General features: G+C 61.2%; 14 protein-coding genes. 3 read left to right on the plus strand and 11 right to left on the minus strand.

The features are described 5' to 3' along the window. The first annotated feature begins 10 nt into the window (after window positions 1-10). Window positions 11-1084 carry a BMP family ABC transporter substrate-binding protein gene (locus tag Q4577_RS06415; RefSeq protein ID WP_303468867.1) on the plus strand — a complete coding sequence of 358 codons (1074 nt, stop codon included), beginning with the start codon at window positions 11-13 and terminating at the stop codon, window positions 1082-1084. Between the two features lie 342 nt (window positions 1085-1426). On the opposite strand, the gene Q4577_RS06420 is transcribed toward Q4577_RS06415, so the two are convergent. Beyond that, window positions 1427-1738, minus strand: coding sequence for an H-NS histone family protein (locus Q4577_RS06420; RefSeq protein WP_303468868.1), 312 nt, complete (start codon window positions 1736-1738; stop codon window positions 1427-1429). An 842-nt stretch (window positions 1739-2580) separates the two neighbouring features. On the opposite strand from Q4577_RS06420, the gene Q4577_RS06425 reads away from it, so the two are divergent. Further along, window positions 2581-3516, plus strand: a complete 936-nt coding sequence (locus tag Q4577_RS06425) for a MurR/RpiR family transcriptional regulator (RefSeq protein ID WP_303468870.1) — start codon at window positions 2581-2583, stop codon at window positions 3514-3516. A gap of 20 nt (window positions 3517-3536) precedes the next feature. Here the strand turns inward: Q4577_RS06425 and Q4577_RS06430 are convergent, their stop codons facing one another. Genes Q4577_RS06430 through Q4577_RS06475 form a run of 10 tightly spaced genes read right to left on the minus strand, consistent with a single transcriptional unit; the run spans window position 3537 to window position 11222 of the window. After that, window positions 3537-4733 carry a TonB family protein gene (locus Q4577_RS06430; RefSeq protein WP_303468871.1) on the minus strand — a complete coding sequence of 399 codons (1197 nt, stop codon included), beginning with the start codon at window positions 4731-4733 and terminating at the stop codon, window positions 3537-3539. Next, complete coding sequence (locus Q4577_RS06435) at window positions 4730-5116, minus strand: biopolymer transporter ExbD (RefSeq protein ID WP_303468872.1); 387 nt, start codon at window positions 5114-5116, stop codon at window positions 4730-4732. Before Q4577_RS06435 ends, Q4577_RS06430 begins: the two co-directional genes overlap by 4 nt. Further along, window positions 5113-5502 (minus strand): biopolymer transporter ExbD, encoded by a 390-nt coding sequence (locus Q4577_RS06440; protein WP_303468873.1) that lies wholly within the window; start codon window positions 5500-5502, stop codon window positions 5113-5115. Before Q4577_RS06440 ends, Q4577_RS06435 begins: the two co-directional genes overlap by 4 nt. Further along, on the minus strand, window positions 5495-6172 hold the full coding sequence (locus Q4577_RS06445) for a MotA/TolQ/ExbB proton channel family protein (protein ID WP_303468875.1): 678 nt from the start codon (window positions 6170-6172) through the stop codon (window positions 5495-5497). The genes Q4577_RS06440 and Q4577_RS06445 overlap by 8 nt, the downstream gene beginning before the upstream one ends. After that, complete coding sequence (locus Q4577_RS06450; RefSeq protein WP_303468876.1) at window positions 6169-6645, minus strand: hypothetical protein; 477 nt, start codon at window positions 6643-6645, stop codon at window positions 6169-6171. Before Q4577_RS06450 ends, Q4577_RS06445 begins: the two co-directional genes overlap by 4 nt. A 3-nt stretch (window positions 6646-6648) precedes the next feature. After that, the gene (locus Q4577_RS06455; protein ID WP_303468878.1) at window positions 6649-7425 is read right to left on the minus strand and encodes a ChaN family lipoprotein; all 777 of its coding nucleotides are present in this window, start codon (window positions 7423-7425) and stop codon (window positions 6649-6651) included. Window positions 7426-7438: 13 nt separating this feature from the next. Next, on the minus strand, window positions 7439-8221 hold the full coding sequence (locus Q4577_RS06460; protein ID WP_303468880.1) for a heme ABC transporter ATP-binding protein: 783 nt from the start codon (window positions 8219-8221) through the stop codon (window positions 7439-7441). Next, window positions 8218-9288 carry an iron ABC transporter permease gene (locus tag Q4577_RS06465; RefSeq protein ID WP_303468881.1) on the minus strand — a complete coding sequence of 357 codons (1071 nt, stop codon included), beginning with the start codon at window positions 9286-9288 and terminating at the stop codon, window positions 8218-8220. The genes Q4577_RS06460 and Q4577_RS06465 overlap by 4 nt, the downstream gene beginning before the upstream one ends. 3 nt (window positions 9289-9291) lie before the next feature. Then, window positions 9292-10158, minus strand: a complete 867-nt coding sequence (locus tag Q4577_RS06470; RefSeq protein WP_303468883.1) for a hemin ABC transporter substrate-binding protein — start codon at window positions 10156-10158, stop codon at window positions 9292-9294. Window positions 10159-10169: 11 nt separating this feature from the next. Then, window positions 10170-11222 carry a hemin-degrading factor gene (locus Q4577_RS06475; RefSeq protein ID WP_303468886.1) on the minus strand — a complete coding sequence of 351 codons (1053 nt, stop codon included), beginning with the start codon at window positions 11220-11222 and terminating at the stop codon, window positions 10170-10172. 211 nt (window positions 11223-11433) lie between these two features. Between Q4577_RS06475 and Q4577_RS06480 the strand changes: the two genes are divergently transcribed. Further along, window positions 11434-13494: a TonB-dependent receptor gene (locus Q4577_RS06480; protein ID WP_303468888.1), complete on the plus strand. Its 2061-nt coding sequence runs from the start codon at window positions 11434-11436 to the stop codon at window positions 13492-13494. Window positions 13495-13511 lie beyond the last annotated feature (17 nt).

The raw sequence follows: 13511 nt of genomic DNA on the forward strand, positions 1-13511 counted from the left end.
GAGTATCCAAATGAACCGCAGAACCCTTCTTGCCAGCGCAGCTCTGGCACTGGGCTTGGCCGGCACGGCCATCGCTCAGGACAAAACCAAGGTTGGCTTTATCTTTGTCGGACCCGTAGGCGATGGTGGCTGGACCTACGAACACAACCAAGGCCGTCTGGCGGTTGAAGAACACTTTGGTGATGCCGTCGAAACCGTGTTTCAGGAAAGCGTGCCCGAAGGTGCCGACAGTGAACGCGCGATGACGCAAATGGCGCTGGGTGGCGCCGACATCATCTTTACCACTTCGTTCGGGTATATGGATCCGACAATCAATGTGGCTTCGAAATTCCCGAATGTGAAATTCGAACATGCGACGGGGTACAAACGCGCCGATAACGTCAGCACCTATTCAGCCCGTTTCTATGAAGGCCGCGCCATTCAGGGCCATATCGCGGGCAAGATGACCAAGACCAACAAGATCGGTTATATTGCGTCCTTCCCGATCCCAGAGGTTATTCGCGGCATCAACTCGGCCTATCTTCACGCCAAGAAGGTAAACCCGGACGTCGAATTTTCGGTCGTTTGGGCCTACACTTGGTTTGATCCCGCAAAAGAGGCCGATGCCGCCAACGCATTGATCGAACAGGGCGCGGATGTGATCCTGCAACACACCGATTCCACCGCGCCACAGGCCGCAGCGGAAAAGGCCGGCAATGTCATCACCTTTGGTCAGGCGTCGGATATGGGTGAATATGCACCGCTGCCGCGCGTGTCGTCGATCATCGACGATTGGGCCCCGTATTACATCGCCCGCGTTCAGGCGGTGAAGGATGGCACATGGGAAAGCACCGACACCTGGGACGGCATTGGGCCGGGCATGGTGGGCATTGGCGAGATTTCCGATGCGGTCCCAGCCGAGGTCAAGGCCGAGGCGCTGGCAATGAAAGACGCGATTGCGTCGGGCGAATATCATCCCTTTACCGGGCCGATCAAAAAGCAGGACGGCTCTGACTGGCTGGCCGACGGCGAAACCGCTGACGACGGCACGCTGGCGGGCATGGATTTCTATGTCGAAGGTCTGACCGGCGACATCCCGAACTGATTTTGCCCCGATCCGCCGGACCATCCGGGCGGGCGAGGATATAAAAGAACGCGAGCGGCGATATTTTCGCCGCTCGTGGCCGTTAAAGGGGGTATCTCTCAAATGGCGCCTGAGACAGCCTGAAGGCGCGTTGCTCGCTGCGCTGCGCGGCCTGTCCTGCGTGACGCGCCCCTCTGGCCACGTCATGAGGCAAGCACAGCTTTCCAGCGTCCAAAATATCAAAAGCCCCCAATGCCGGGCATCAGGGGCTCATTAATTCACGTTACGAATGTCGCCAACGCAGCCTTCCCAGGTCTCACTCCAGGGTAGCAATGCGGATGGCACATCCGCCGCAAAAACCCGTCAGGAAATCAACATGGCCTCGGGCGAAACGCCCTCTTCCAATGCAGCCACAAACCAGCCCGGTTTACGGCCACGGCCGGTCCAGGTCTGATCAATGTTTTCGGGATTGCGATATTTCGGAGTGGAAATTTTTCCACCTTTGCCACTTGTCAGATCAGATAGAGAGAACCCCATCTCCGCGGCTTTTGCTTCCAGCGCTGCGAGCGCTTCTTTTTTCTTTCTGTCTTCAAAAGTGCTGATTGCTTTTGCTACGTTCTTTTGCAGCTGCTTCAGTTCTTTCAGAGACATTCCGTCAAGGTTTATTTCCGACATGTCATCTCCGATACCTTGTCAATGTAACATTGATGATCGTTATTTGATCGTGAATTTCCAGTCAATTCATTAATTTGTGTCCAGCGCAATCGTCGGCGGAATTCACAACCTATTACCCTGACGTGCAATTTTATTTTCTCGCTTTAGCTGCATTTCCCAAAAAACTGACGCTTACCAGTATCAAGTTGCCACAAGTTTCATGCAACCTGTTCGAACATCCTTTTCCAACACGACCCACTGACGTTTGTCGCGCATTCCTTTTCTTCGCAAAAGGATACCTAAAATCACGTATAATTTCCAGCATCCATCGCTTCAATTCGCTGGATTGACCTCCCCAAAATTGGCGGTCCAAATACGGGGGCTTCAATTTTAGATCCCGATTTTGAAACCGGAAATCGCGGCTGATTTGAGGGTGAAATTGGTTTCGAAATTCGCGGAAATGCGGCAGATGAATGCACATCGTCCAGAGTAAAAACCGCACCCGGAGGGATGGGATTTTTTGGTCGGACGGGGATGCCCCGCCCGATCATTTATGCCCAAAACGGTCTGTAAACCACGGCGTCAAATTCGACTTTGCCGTCCACCATGATTTGCGGCCGCACGGCAAATCGCGGCGTCTTAGATAGTACAATTTTCCTTCATCGCCCCCGCCGCATACAGGATCTCTGCCGCGACCGGTACCAAGGCACCATGAAAATGCCCGCCAACTCCGCCATACCGAGCAATCTCCGTTACAGAATCACACCCCATTCCAGATCCAGCTTTTCACCCTGGGCATCTGGGCAAGCCCAGCCTGATATCTTACCTAAGGTACACGCCCGTCGGCGTTACACTGGGATTCCATGGCAGAAAAACAGAACGAACCAAGCGCAGACACCCTATCGCCGAAAAAGGGAACATCTGGCTTTACCGATGTCATTTCGGCTCTGCATCGCCATGACGGCAAAATGGCGACGCAGGAACAGAAGGTCGCTGATTACGTCAAGGCCCACCTTCAGGACATCAGCGCCATGACCATTGCCCAGCTTGCCGGCCATTGCGGTGTCAGCACGCCGACGGTCATTCGGTTCTGCCGCACCCTGGGCTGTGACGGCTTTCGCGAATTCAAGCTGCGGCTGGCGCAGAATCTGGCTGTCAGCCAGCAATATCTTTCGGCCGCTCCCGGTCTTTCCGCGCCGACCGGCAATGGCGCAATTGATCAGATCCTGTGCACGATCTTTGCCAAGGCCATAGAAATGCGCGATCAGGTGGACACCGGTGCGCTGGATCTGGCGAAACAGGCCCTGCTGGACAGCCGCCATCTGTTGTGCGCCGGGATCGGTGGCGGGTCATCGGTGATTGCCCAAGAAGCGGCAAACCGGTTTTTCCGTCTTGGCGTGCCCTCTTTTGCGGTGAACGACAGCTGTATCCTGCAAATGCGGGCCGCGACCCTGACCGGCGGTGATGTGCTGTTGCTGATTTCCGCCAGCGGCGAGGCCGACGCCATCGTCAGCGCGGCGGAAATCGCCGGCGGCTATGGGGCAACCACGATCTGCATCACCAAGCCGGACACCCGTCTGGCCAAGGCCTGTACCATCCCGATCCTGGTGGATGTGCATGAGGATATCGACATCCACAAACCGACAGCGTCACGCTACATTCACCTTATCCTGGTGGATGCGCTGGCCATGTCGGTGGCCCAGGCACTGCCCAACAAGGCCACCGAAAACCTGCACCGCATTCAGACGTCCCTGACCGCCTATCACGGACGGACAGGGCCACAGCCACTTGGTGATTGACTGGGCGATTAACCGGGCGACTAACGACCTTTGATCTGGATCGAAAACCCGCGTCTTGCGCCGCTGGGTGGCTTCGGAAAGGGTGCCGCGCGGCGGACCAATTGCATGGCGGCGGAATCCAGTGCCGAAGACCCCGAACTGCGCGCGACAGAGACCGAGGCCAATCCGCCGCTTCCGCTGATGGTAAAGGCAACCACCGTTGCCCCGCGCGCGTTCACACGTGGCTTGCCAACCCGCGACAGTTTGCGCATGACCAGCCCCGGATAGTTGCTGACCGCGGCGTTGCCCGCGGATTTTTTGCGCCCGCCGCTGCCGCTTTGCTGTGCCTTGGCCATGGCGGTGCCATTGGCCACGCCGGCGCGGGCGTTCTGGGCCGCATTGCCCTTGGGGGTCTTGGGTTTCGCCGCGGTTTTTGTCGGCTGCTTCTTCGGGGACGTGCGGGCGACGGGTGCCGGGGGTGTGGCGGGTTTATGGGCTTCGGCAAATTCCGCACTGCGCATTTTCGGACGCTTCGACCGGGTCACCGTGGCAACCTCTGGATCTGTCCCGGTCAGGGGCACGGCCCGGGGTTCGATCAGGGGGTCGGCTGGGGTTTCTGTCGGGGGCGCGACCTCTGACACCGACGTGTCCGGGATCAGCGGCGGCACAGGGCGGGCCAAGGCCGCAGGGGCGGCGGCGGTTGCGGTCGTGGCAACCGTTTTCGCAGGCTTGGCCGACTTGACCGGTTGCAGTGCCGCGACCGCGCGCCCCGGCGCGACGGTCACATCCTCGGGAACCTCGGTGGCGGTCGGCGCTGGCGCGTTTTGCGCCTGTGCGGGCTGTTCCACCTCTGCGGCCTGCGCCGCCTTTGCCTTTTGCGCGGCCTCAACCGCTTGTGCCCGTTCGGCGGGCTGGCGGGCCTCGGCATCTGGTGCGGGTTGCACCGGTTCGGCGGCCTCGGCATATGTCTCTGGCTCCGCCGGTTGCGCCGCCTCTGGGGGCTGTTGCGCTTTGGCGGTGTCCACCTTGGGGCGCGGTGTTTCAACCTCGGCCGGTTCAGGCGTGGCAACCCCCGCCACCATATCGGCAAACGCATTGCCAAGCCGCACCTCTGCCGCGCCATTGGCCCCTTCCATCAGGGCCTTCTCTGGTGTCACCAGCGACAATGCCAATGCCCCATGCGCCACCAAAGCCGTGGCAAGTGCCGCCAATTTCGCCGCGCGCGATGTCATCTTCATTGCAGCGCCCTTTCCGTAACAATCACAACGCTTTCCGCGCCAGCCGCCCGCAAATCCCGCCCAATGCGCACCAATGCACTGGCCGCCAGATCCCGATCTGGCACAATACGCACCCGGTTCCGGGTCTCTTCGGGAACAGCGGCCAGAAATTCAGTCGCCGATGCGACCGCCCGGCCCTGATGGGTCATGCGGCCATCGGCATGGACCACCAATGCATCGGCGGGCGCGGTGCCTTCGATCTCGGCCACCCGCACCAGTTTCAGATCCTTGTCCAATGGCGCGGCCAAAGTACCGGCCACCAAAAAGAAGATCAGCATCAAGAACACAATGTTGATCAGTGCCGTTGTCGGCTCTCGGTCTTTGCGGCGGGCTCTGATGGTCATGTGGTTTCCAATACGGTGACCCGTACCCCCGCAACCGGACGCAATGCCGCCAACAGATCAGTCAGCCGTTGGGCCGTCACCGGACCACGCATCGCGACCAACACGCTAAGCGGCGCAACATCATCGGTTTTGAATGCCGCGACGGCCTCTGCCAGCGCCGCAAGATCATGATCGGTGCCATTCACCCGCAAACTGTCCGGTCCCAGCGACAGAAAAACCGGCTTTGCACCGTTTTCCACCACTCCGCCACCGGCCCCGCCGGCGGCCAGTTCAACCTCGGCAAAACGGGTAAAGGTCGAGGACAACATGAAAAACAACAGCAGCAAGAAGATGACATCAATCAACGAGGTCATCGACAACTTGCGCCGTCGCGCGCGTCTACGCATGGTCAGGCTCCGGCAATGGCACCGAAGAGGACGCGGGCTCTGTCTGTTCGGTTGTTCTACGGCCCTGATCCGGTGCCAGAATTGTGCGCAACGCGGTTTGGGCTAGGACGCGGTCGCCATCCATCCGCGATTCCAGCCAGGCCAGAACCAGCGCGGTTGGCATCGCCACCGCCAGTCCCACCGCCGTGGTCAACAACGCCACCCAAATACCGCCCGCCAGAATAGAAGGATCAACCTGCGCGCCAGCGGCCTGCAGGGCCTGAAACGCCGAAATCATCCCCAGAACCGTGCCAAACAGCCCAAGCAGCGGGGCAAGCTGGGCCACCGAATCCAAAAGCCGGAAACCGCGTTCCAATCTGGCAAAGCGGGATTCAGCCTCGGCCTCCAACCGCGCGCCGTCGGTTTGGCCGTTCAGCGCCATGGCCAGAACCGGACGCAGATAGCTGCGCGATTGATCCAGATACAGTCGCGCGCCGCTCTGATCGCCCCGGTCCCAGGCCGCCACCGCCTGTTGCAAAGCCTTGTGTCGCCCGACGCCCGCCGCCGTGAATTGCCACAGCTTGTAGATCACAACGGTCGAGACAATGATCGACAGCAGACACAGCAGCAACACGACAGGCCCGCCAAGGTCCAGAATGTGCAAAATGGTTTCACGAACGGCGGCAATCATCCCAGAATCTCCACATCAATACGGCTGCGCAATTCCAGATCGCGGCCACAGGCATCCGGGGCCAGCCCGTCGCTGGTGCATGTTTCGGCCCCATTGATCAGCAACCGGCCCAGCGCGCTGCAATCAAGGCCCGGCAAGACAAACTGGCGCACACGTGGGCGCGCGGCGGGCAAGGCCCCGAAATCAAACAGGGTCAGACGGTCAACCCCGCCCGAGGTGTCAAACAACACCGCCTCATAGATGGCCGACGTGATATCGGCGGCATGGCCGTTCTGGATCAGAAAACTGACCTGACAGGCGCCGTCGACCTGGGCCACGGAATTCAGCTCCAGCGTGACATGGCTGCCCTGATCGGTTTCCGCCGGGCTTTGGGCCGGGGTGGATTCGGCGGGGGCGATTTCCGGCAGGGCCATCGCGGCAGCCGACCCAACAATCGCCAGAGCGGCCAAGGCGCGGTTTCGAAAATAGAACATCTTTTACTCTCCATCTTTGCCGCGCAGCGCGGCACAGGGGTCATCCCGATCAACCGGCGGCACGACATGGCTTTCGTCAAATGGCACGTCGGTTGCGTCTTCGACAAAGCCGACAGCCCAGGTCTGGGTCTGGGGCGCCGCAAGGGCGATCAACGCCGGCACCCCCCAATCGGTGCGCACATGACCGTTGCCCGCAATCACCGCGACGGGCGGACCATAGGTGTCCAGCGCCATCAGGGCCGCGCGGGCAAACACCGCATCGCGGTATCGCTGCACCGCCACCATGCCGCCCATCATCGCGCGCGGCATGGCCTGGCAATGGGCATCAAACTGCATCTCTTCGCGCGCGGATTGCTGCGCCTCTGGCAGGGCGCGATCCAATCCAAATCGTCCGGCATCCGCGCCGAACAGGGCCGCGGCTCCGTCGCCATAGACGGCGCGAATGTCCGCGCGCGGGGCGGCCGCCCCGACAATCTGCGCATCGCCCAAGGCCTCAAAGATCGGCGAATAAAGCGCATAATCCGGCCAGTCGCCCTCGGCCCAGATGTCCGGGATGCGCGCCGGGTCTTCGGCGGCCTGCTGGGCCTGTGCCTGCGTCAGCATTTCAAACACCACCGCCGTGGGTTTCAGATCGGCCAAACGAGCGGCCTGAGCCAAATGAGCATCGGGATTGTCATGCACCTCGCCCAACAGCACAATATCGGCTGGTGGATTGGCGGTGGGCTGGGCCTGGACCGCCGTCGAAAGTGCAAAAATCGCACAAAGAGCACCGCGAAACATATTCAGATCTTTCCTAGGCAGACGCCGCATGCGGCAGGATATAGGGCACATCAACCGGCGGCGGGGCAGACACCCGCAACGCACAGCCATAGGCATCAGACAGGACACCATCGGTCAACACATCGCGTGGTGCGCCGGTGGCCAGACATTGCCCCCCGGCCAGAACCGCCACCCGGTCGGCAAACAGCGCCGTCAGGTTCAAATCATGCATCACCGCAATCACACCGCCACCAGCATGCGCGAAATCGCGCGCCAGCTCCATCACCTGAAGCTGATGGGCAATGTCCAGGCTCGACACCGGTTCATCCAGCAACAGCCAACGCGGCTGTCCGTTTTCAACCGGCACCCAAACCTGTGCCAGAACACGCGCCAGCATGACGCGCTGCGCCTCGCCGCCGGACAATTCATGGAAACTGCGGTTCGCATAATGCGCCAGCCCCACACGGTCCAACGCCTGCATCGGCACCTCGGCACAATTTCCGGCAGTGCCGGCCTGAAGCCCGATGCGCACGACCTCGATCACGGAAAAGGGAAAGGCCAGCCGCGACTCCTGGGGAAGGACGGCACGTTGCGCGGCCAATTCCCATGGCTTCTGGTCGATCACCGGCCGGCCGTTCAACCGCACCGACCCGTCATAAGGCACCGAGGCCGTCATCGCCGCCAACAGGGTCGATTTTCCCGATCCGTTGGGGCCGACAATCGCGGTCACCTCTCCTGCCTTGGCCACAAGACTGACGCCGCGCAACGCGCTGCGGCGGCCATAGCGCACGAAAATATCATGGGCCTCGAAACTCATAGGTCGACCATCCCCCGTCGCCGCAACAGAATCCACAAAAAGATCGGCGCACCCAAAACGGCCGTCACAATGCCAATCGGCAATTCCGCCGGTGCGATGACACTTCGGGCGATGACATCCGCCAGGATCAAAAGCGTCGCGCCCAGCAAGGCTGAGTTGACCAGCAGGGTACGGTGATCCGGGCCAGAGATCAGCCGCAGCAGATGCGGCACCACAATGCCAACAAAGCCGATGCCGCCCGATACCGCCACGGCTGCGCCGGTGGCGCCGGCCACGGCCAGAATTGCGATGTTCTTCATTTTCTGCACATCAATGCCGATATGCGCCGCTGTCGCCTCGCCCAGCGCAAGGCCGTTCAACCCGCGCCCCAATGTGGCCGCGACGCCAATCGCCAACAGGATCAGCGGCCCGGCGGCAAACACCTTGGCCCAGCTGGCCCCCGCCAAAGAGCCAAGCCCCCAGAACGTCAGATCGCGCAATTGCTGATCATCCGCCACATAGACAAGCACACCGGACAAGGCCCCCGCCAAAGCGCCCAGCGCAATCCCCGCCAAAAGCATGGTCGCGACCGAGGTGCGGCCATGGCGGGTCGACACGCGATACAGCAGGATCGTCGACCCCCACCCGCCAAGAAAGGCGGCAAACGGGATCAACTGATTGCCGGTCCACGCCCGCAGCCATTCCGGCAACATCGCCCCAAGCACAATCGCCAAGATCGCCCCCAGACCGGCCCCCGCCCCGACACCGACAATGCCGGGATCGGCCAGCGGGTTGCGAAACAGCCCCTGCATCGCAGCGCCAGACACCGCCAGCGCCGCGCCGACCAGCACGCCCATCGCCAACCGGGGCAGGCGAATATCCCAGAGAACCACGCGCTCAATCTGGCTCAGCGCCTCGCCCTGGATCAGTTTGAACAACAGCGCCGTCAGCCGGACATCGGTCGCCCCGACCTCCAGACTGGCGAAACAGGCCAGCACCAAAGCCCCGGCCAACAGCCAATGCAGATCCCGCGCACGCGACAGCCGGTCCCGCTGTGGGGGGGCGGCAATTTCGGACAGGGCAACCATGGGTCAGGCTCCGTTTCCGTATAGCGCATCGTTAAGGGCGCGCACCGCTTCGGGGGTGCGGGGGCCAAACCCCAGCATCATCAAACCGTCCAGCCGCACCACGGACCGGCTGAGCGCCGCCGGAGTAAGCTGAATGGCGGGCATGGCAAACAGATCGTCGTCGGATTTACCATGATCGCCGCCGCGATCCATCATCAGGATCACATCCGGCGCGGCCATGCCGACGGCCTCGTCCGTAATCAGCTTGTAGCCATGATATTGCGTCACCGCGTTGATGCCACCGGCCATGCGAATGATCGCATCCGCCCCGGTGCCGGTGCCGGCCGCATTGATCCGCCCGCCCTGGGTCGAGATCACGAACATCACCCGCTTCTTGTCCTGCTCGGGGCGGTCGGCATCCGCCATGGCGTCGGTCATCGCCTGACGCACCTCTGCGGCCAGGGCCCCGGCGCGATCCGTGACGTCCAGCGCGGCACCGATGGTCATGATCTTGTTCACGATCCCGTCAACCGTTGTGCCGCCCGGTACCTCGACAAAATTCACATCTGCCGCACGGATCACATCCAGCGCCTCGGGCGGGCCTGCGCCCTCTTCCGACAGGATCAAACCGGGGGCGACGGACAGCACACCCTCAGGCGACAGCGCACGCATATAGCCGACATCCGGCAGATCGGTGACCGAGGACGGATAGGTCGATGTGGTGTCGCGGGCGCGCAGTCGATGCTGCTGGCCCAGGGCGACAACGATTTCGGTCACCGCACCGCCAATCGACAGCACATCCGGCTCTGTTGTCGTTTCAGCACTAGCCCCGCTGCTGAGAAGCGCCGCCAATCCCAACGCACCCATCAACCGCACTGACGCGGACCGCATTTGCCGCCCGATCATGCTGGCACCGCTTCAAGCGAGGGCAGCGCCGCCACAACCCGTTTCCAGTCTGGCCGTGAATCCCGGCCCTCTTTGCCGACGCCAAAGACCTGAAAGATCAATCCGCCCTCGGCATCGAAGGCTTCGACCGACACGGCCGGGCCGCGGTTGGTGGGTTTCTCAACCGCCCAGACCTCTGCCACGCGGTCCAGTCGCAGATGCAGGTTGAATCGCGGGTCCATCACGTTCTGCCACGGGCCCATGGCGCGCAGATTGACGATCGGGCCGGTATGGATCTGAATGCAGCCGCGATTGCCGACAAACAGCATGATTTCAAAGCCCCCGGCCTGCACCGCCGTCAACATTTCATTGGCGGCACTTGGCGCAAGCTGACGCACAAACCGCGCGCCCGCGATGCGATAGGCGCCCAGCCGGTTCATTTTCAACTTGGAACACAGGCGCAGGAATTGATGAGTATCGGTCAGCTTGGCCCATTCTGCGCGCAGCACATCGGCCTTTTCGGGCCGCGACTTTGCCGCTTCGGTGGGTTTGCGCGGCTCCACCGCCTGCTCCAGCGTCTGATCCCCCAGCGCCAGATCCGACACCAGTGACGACCATTCATCATGGTCCGAGCTGTCGCGCAGGTGGATCTTGTGCACCGCATCACCCGCCGCATCAAACACCTGTACCGACCGGCGCACACCCGAACTGGTCGGGGTTTCAACCGCAAAGGCCGTGACCCAATGCGATGGGAAGATCCGCAGGTCGATATCCTCGGTCAGGGTCATCGACGCATGTGGCCCGGAATGGTAATTGCCGTAGGCCCCAACCTTTTCATGCACACAATCGCCCACCCGCGTCAGCGCCATCACCTCGCCCAGCGTTTCGACCGCGGGGATAAGCTGATCGGGGTGGGCCGTGATGCGCGTCGCGCCATAGCCGACAGTGGCCGCCACCAATTGGCATTCGGCAATGCCCAGCTTCTGGGCGGCGTCGCGGGCGCGTGTCTTGGGGTTGTCAGCCAAAAACGTGCGAATGGCTTCGGGGGTCGGGATGATCTGTTCTTGCATGGGCGTCCTCGGATCGGGGTCTGTTGTCCGATTGCTGCGCCCAAAGCAAAACGATTCAGATTGGTGCGTGGCTCTCTCAAAATACTTGACTGTTTTAGTATGATTGGATTAACGCTGCAACCCGTCACGATCACAATCGTTCACACACATAACAATTCGCCGCGCCAGCCTGTGCAAGCTACGGCCCAACCCCCCTCTAAGGATGGCGCATATGCTTACCCCCCTCTTGCGCGGCTCGACCGCGCTTGTCTGTATTTCTTTGGCTCTCCCCGCTGTTGCCCAGGACAACACCCCCGGCTTTCTTGGCACTCTTGTTCTGACTGGCGGCAAACGCGATCTGAGCTTTGGCACCGCCCTGGCCCGAACCGTTGTCGGCGAAGAGGAAATTCAGGACCGACAGGCCAGCACCGTCGCACAGCTGATTGATTCCGTCCCCGGCGTGACGCTGGTGAATGGCACCACGCCCCAGGGGTCCGGCATCAACATTCGCGGCTTTGGCGCGAACACCACCTATGGCACGGACCAGAAAATCGCGGTCCAGGTCGATGGTGCATCTGTCGGTTCGGAAGAACTGTATCGGATCGGCACACAGCTGTTCACCGACCCCATGCTCTATCGCGAGGTCGAGGTGCTGCGCGGCACCATCGGCAGTTTTGCCTATGGATCGGGCATTGTTGGCGGCGTGGTGAAGCTGGAAACCAAGGACGCATCGGATTTCACCGGTGGTGAACTGGGCTTTGGCGGCTCGCAAACGTTGGAGTTTTCGTCGAATGGCGAGGGGCTGACCAGCTCGACCAACCTGGCCTGGATGCCAAGCGAAGGCGCTGAATTCCTGTTGAACTATACTTATCGCAATCAGGGCGACCTGACCGACGGCAATGGTGACACCATCGGCAACAGCGCCTTTACTACGCCGTCCTACCTTGCCAAGGGGCGCTTCACCTTTGGCCAGGACGACGACCACTCGCTCATGTTCAGCCATTCGCGCACCGTCGCCGACGACAAGGATGTGCCCTACGATCAATTTGCCACCGATGGCGGCATGTTCGGCAATGTTGACCGGGTGACCGACACCGCACAGACCGTGCTGGAATACCGCTATAACCCCGGCAATGACCTGATCGACCTGCGCGCGAACCTGTCTTACGCCGATCAGAAGATCGAATATGAATATGTGCCCGGCTCGTCGCCGTTGGAAGGCACGCCGACCTTTCCGTTCCTTGTAAGCACGGTCAACGCCGATCAACGGTATGAAACAACCAAGCTGACGCTGTCCAACCGCGCGCTGTTTGACACCGGCGTTGTTGCCCATGACATGCTGGCCGGGATCGAGGTCCAGCACCGCGAACGCGCCGACAACAGCGCCGCCGGCGCGCCGGGCGGCAGCGACAAACGGTTTGCCATGTTCATGGTGGATGAAATGACCGTCGGACAGCTCACTATCACCCCGGCCCTGCGGTTTGAAAAGTCGCGAATCGAAAGCGCCAACAGCCTGGTCGACGCCAGCACCGGCACGACCTACCCCAGTGATTATGAAACCGACGCGCTGATGGGTGGTCTGGCATTGGCCTATGATTTCGGCAATGGATTGTCCGTGTTCGGCAGCGCGGCCTATACCGAAGGTCTGCCGATCATCGACGATCTGGGCGCCAGCGCCACGGCACAGGACCGGATGACCATGTCGGAAAAATCCCAGACCTTCGAACTTGGGGCGGAATATACCGGCACCGATGTATTTGCAGGCGGCGACAATCTGACCCTGCGCGGCACGGCGTATCAAACCACGCTTTGGGACATCACCAGCTACACCTCATCGGGGTCGACCTCGTCTTCGCTGGAAAGCGTCGAAACCCAGGGTTTCGAGATTGAGGCCTCTTACGGGTTGTCCAGTGGAGTGTATTTCGATCTTGCCGGTCACATGGGCGATGGCACGGAATTCAATCCCGATGGCACGGACACCACATGGCGCAACAGCCCGGCGGACCGGGTGCAACTGACGGTGGGGCGCAAATGGGATGACATGCTGGATGTCAGCTGGGAAATTGTCCACGCCGCCGACCGGCGCGATTCAGCGGGCGACGATCTGGCCAATGCCACCGTGCATAACCTGCGCACCACATGGCGGCCGGACAACGGCGGTTGGCTTGACGGTACAGAGGTGCGTGTTGGTCTCGAAAATGCGCTGGACCTCGATTATGTCGGCCATCTTTCGTCATCGACGCGCAAGGCACCGGGACGAACGTTCAAGATTTCCCTCTCGAAAACGTTCTGACCCTGCTGGCCGGGGCG

It is taken from the genome of Marinovum sp. 2_MG-2023 (genome assembly GCF_030548265.1).
Lineage (GTDB): Bacteria > Pseudomonadota > Alphaproteobacteria > Rhodobacterales > Rhodobacteraceae > Marinovum.

Excerpts from the sequence above, each read along its gene's own strand:
- Q4577_RS06415 (WP_303468867.1), top strand. The coding sequence starts at position 11 with ATGAACCGCAGAACCCTTCTTGCCAGCGCAGCTCTGGCACTGGGCTTG.
- Q4577_RS06420 (WP_303468868.1), bottom strand. The coding sequence starts at position 1,738 with ATGTCGGAAATAAACCTTGACGGAATGTCTCTGAAAGAACTGAAGCAG.
- Q4577_RS06425 (WP_303468870.1), top strand. The coding sequence starts at position 2,581 with ATGGCAGAAAAACAGAACGAACCAAGCGCAGACACCCTATCGCCGAAA.
- Q4577_RS06430 (WP_303468871.1), bottom strand. The coding sequence starts at position 4,733 with ATGAAGATGACATCGCGCGCGGCGAAATTGGCGGCACTTGCCACGGCT.
- Q4577_RS06435 (WP_303468872.1), bottom strand. The coding sequence starts at position 5,116 with ATGACCATCAGAGCCCGCCGCAAAGACCGAGAGCCGACAACGGCACTG.
- Q4577_RS06440 (WP_303468873.1), bottom strand. The coding sequence starts at position 5,502 with ATGCGTAGACGCGCGCGACGGCGCAAGTTGTCGATGACCTCGTTGATT.
- Q4577_RS06445 (WP_303468875.1), bottom strand. The coding sequence starts at position 6,172 with ATGATTGCCGCCGTTCGTGAAACCATTTTGCACATTCTGGACCTTGGC.
- Q4577_RS06450 (WP_303468876.1), bottom strand. The coding sequence starts at position 6,645 with ATGTTCTATTTTCGAAACCGCGCCTTGGCCGCTCTGGCGATTGTTGGG.
- Q4577_RS06455 (WP_303468878.1), bottom strand. The coding sequence starts at position 7,425 with ATGTTTCGCGGTGCTCTTTGTGCGATTTTTGCACTTTCGACGGCGGTC.
- Q4577_RS06460 (WP_303468880.1), bottom strand. The coding sequence starts at position 8,221 with ATGAGTTTCGAGGCCCATGATATTTTCGTGCGCTATGGCCGCCGCAGC.
- Q4577_RS06465 (WP_303468881.1), bottom strand. The coding sequence starts at position 9,288 with ATGGTTGCCCTGTCCGAAATTGCCGCCCCCCCACAGCGGGACCGGCTG.
- Q4577_RS06470 (WP_303468883.1), bottom strand. The coding sequence starts at position 10,158 with ATGCGGTCCGCGTCAGTGCGGTTGATGGGTGCGTTGGGATTGGCGGCG.
- Q4577_RS06475 (WP_303468886.1), bottom strand. The coding sequence starts at position 11,222 with ATGCAAGAACAGATCATCCCGACCCCCGAAGCCATTCGCACGTTTTTG.
- Q4577_RS06480 (WP_303468888.1), top strand. The coding sequence starts at position 11,434 with ATGCTTACCCCCCTCTTGCGCGGCTCGACCGCGCTTGTCTGTATTTCT.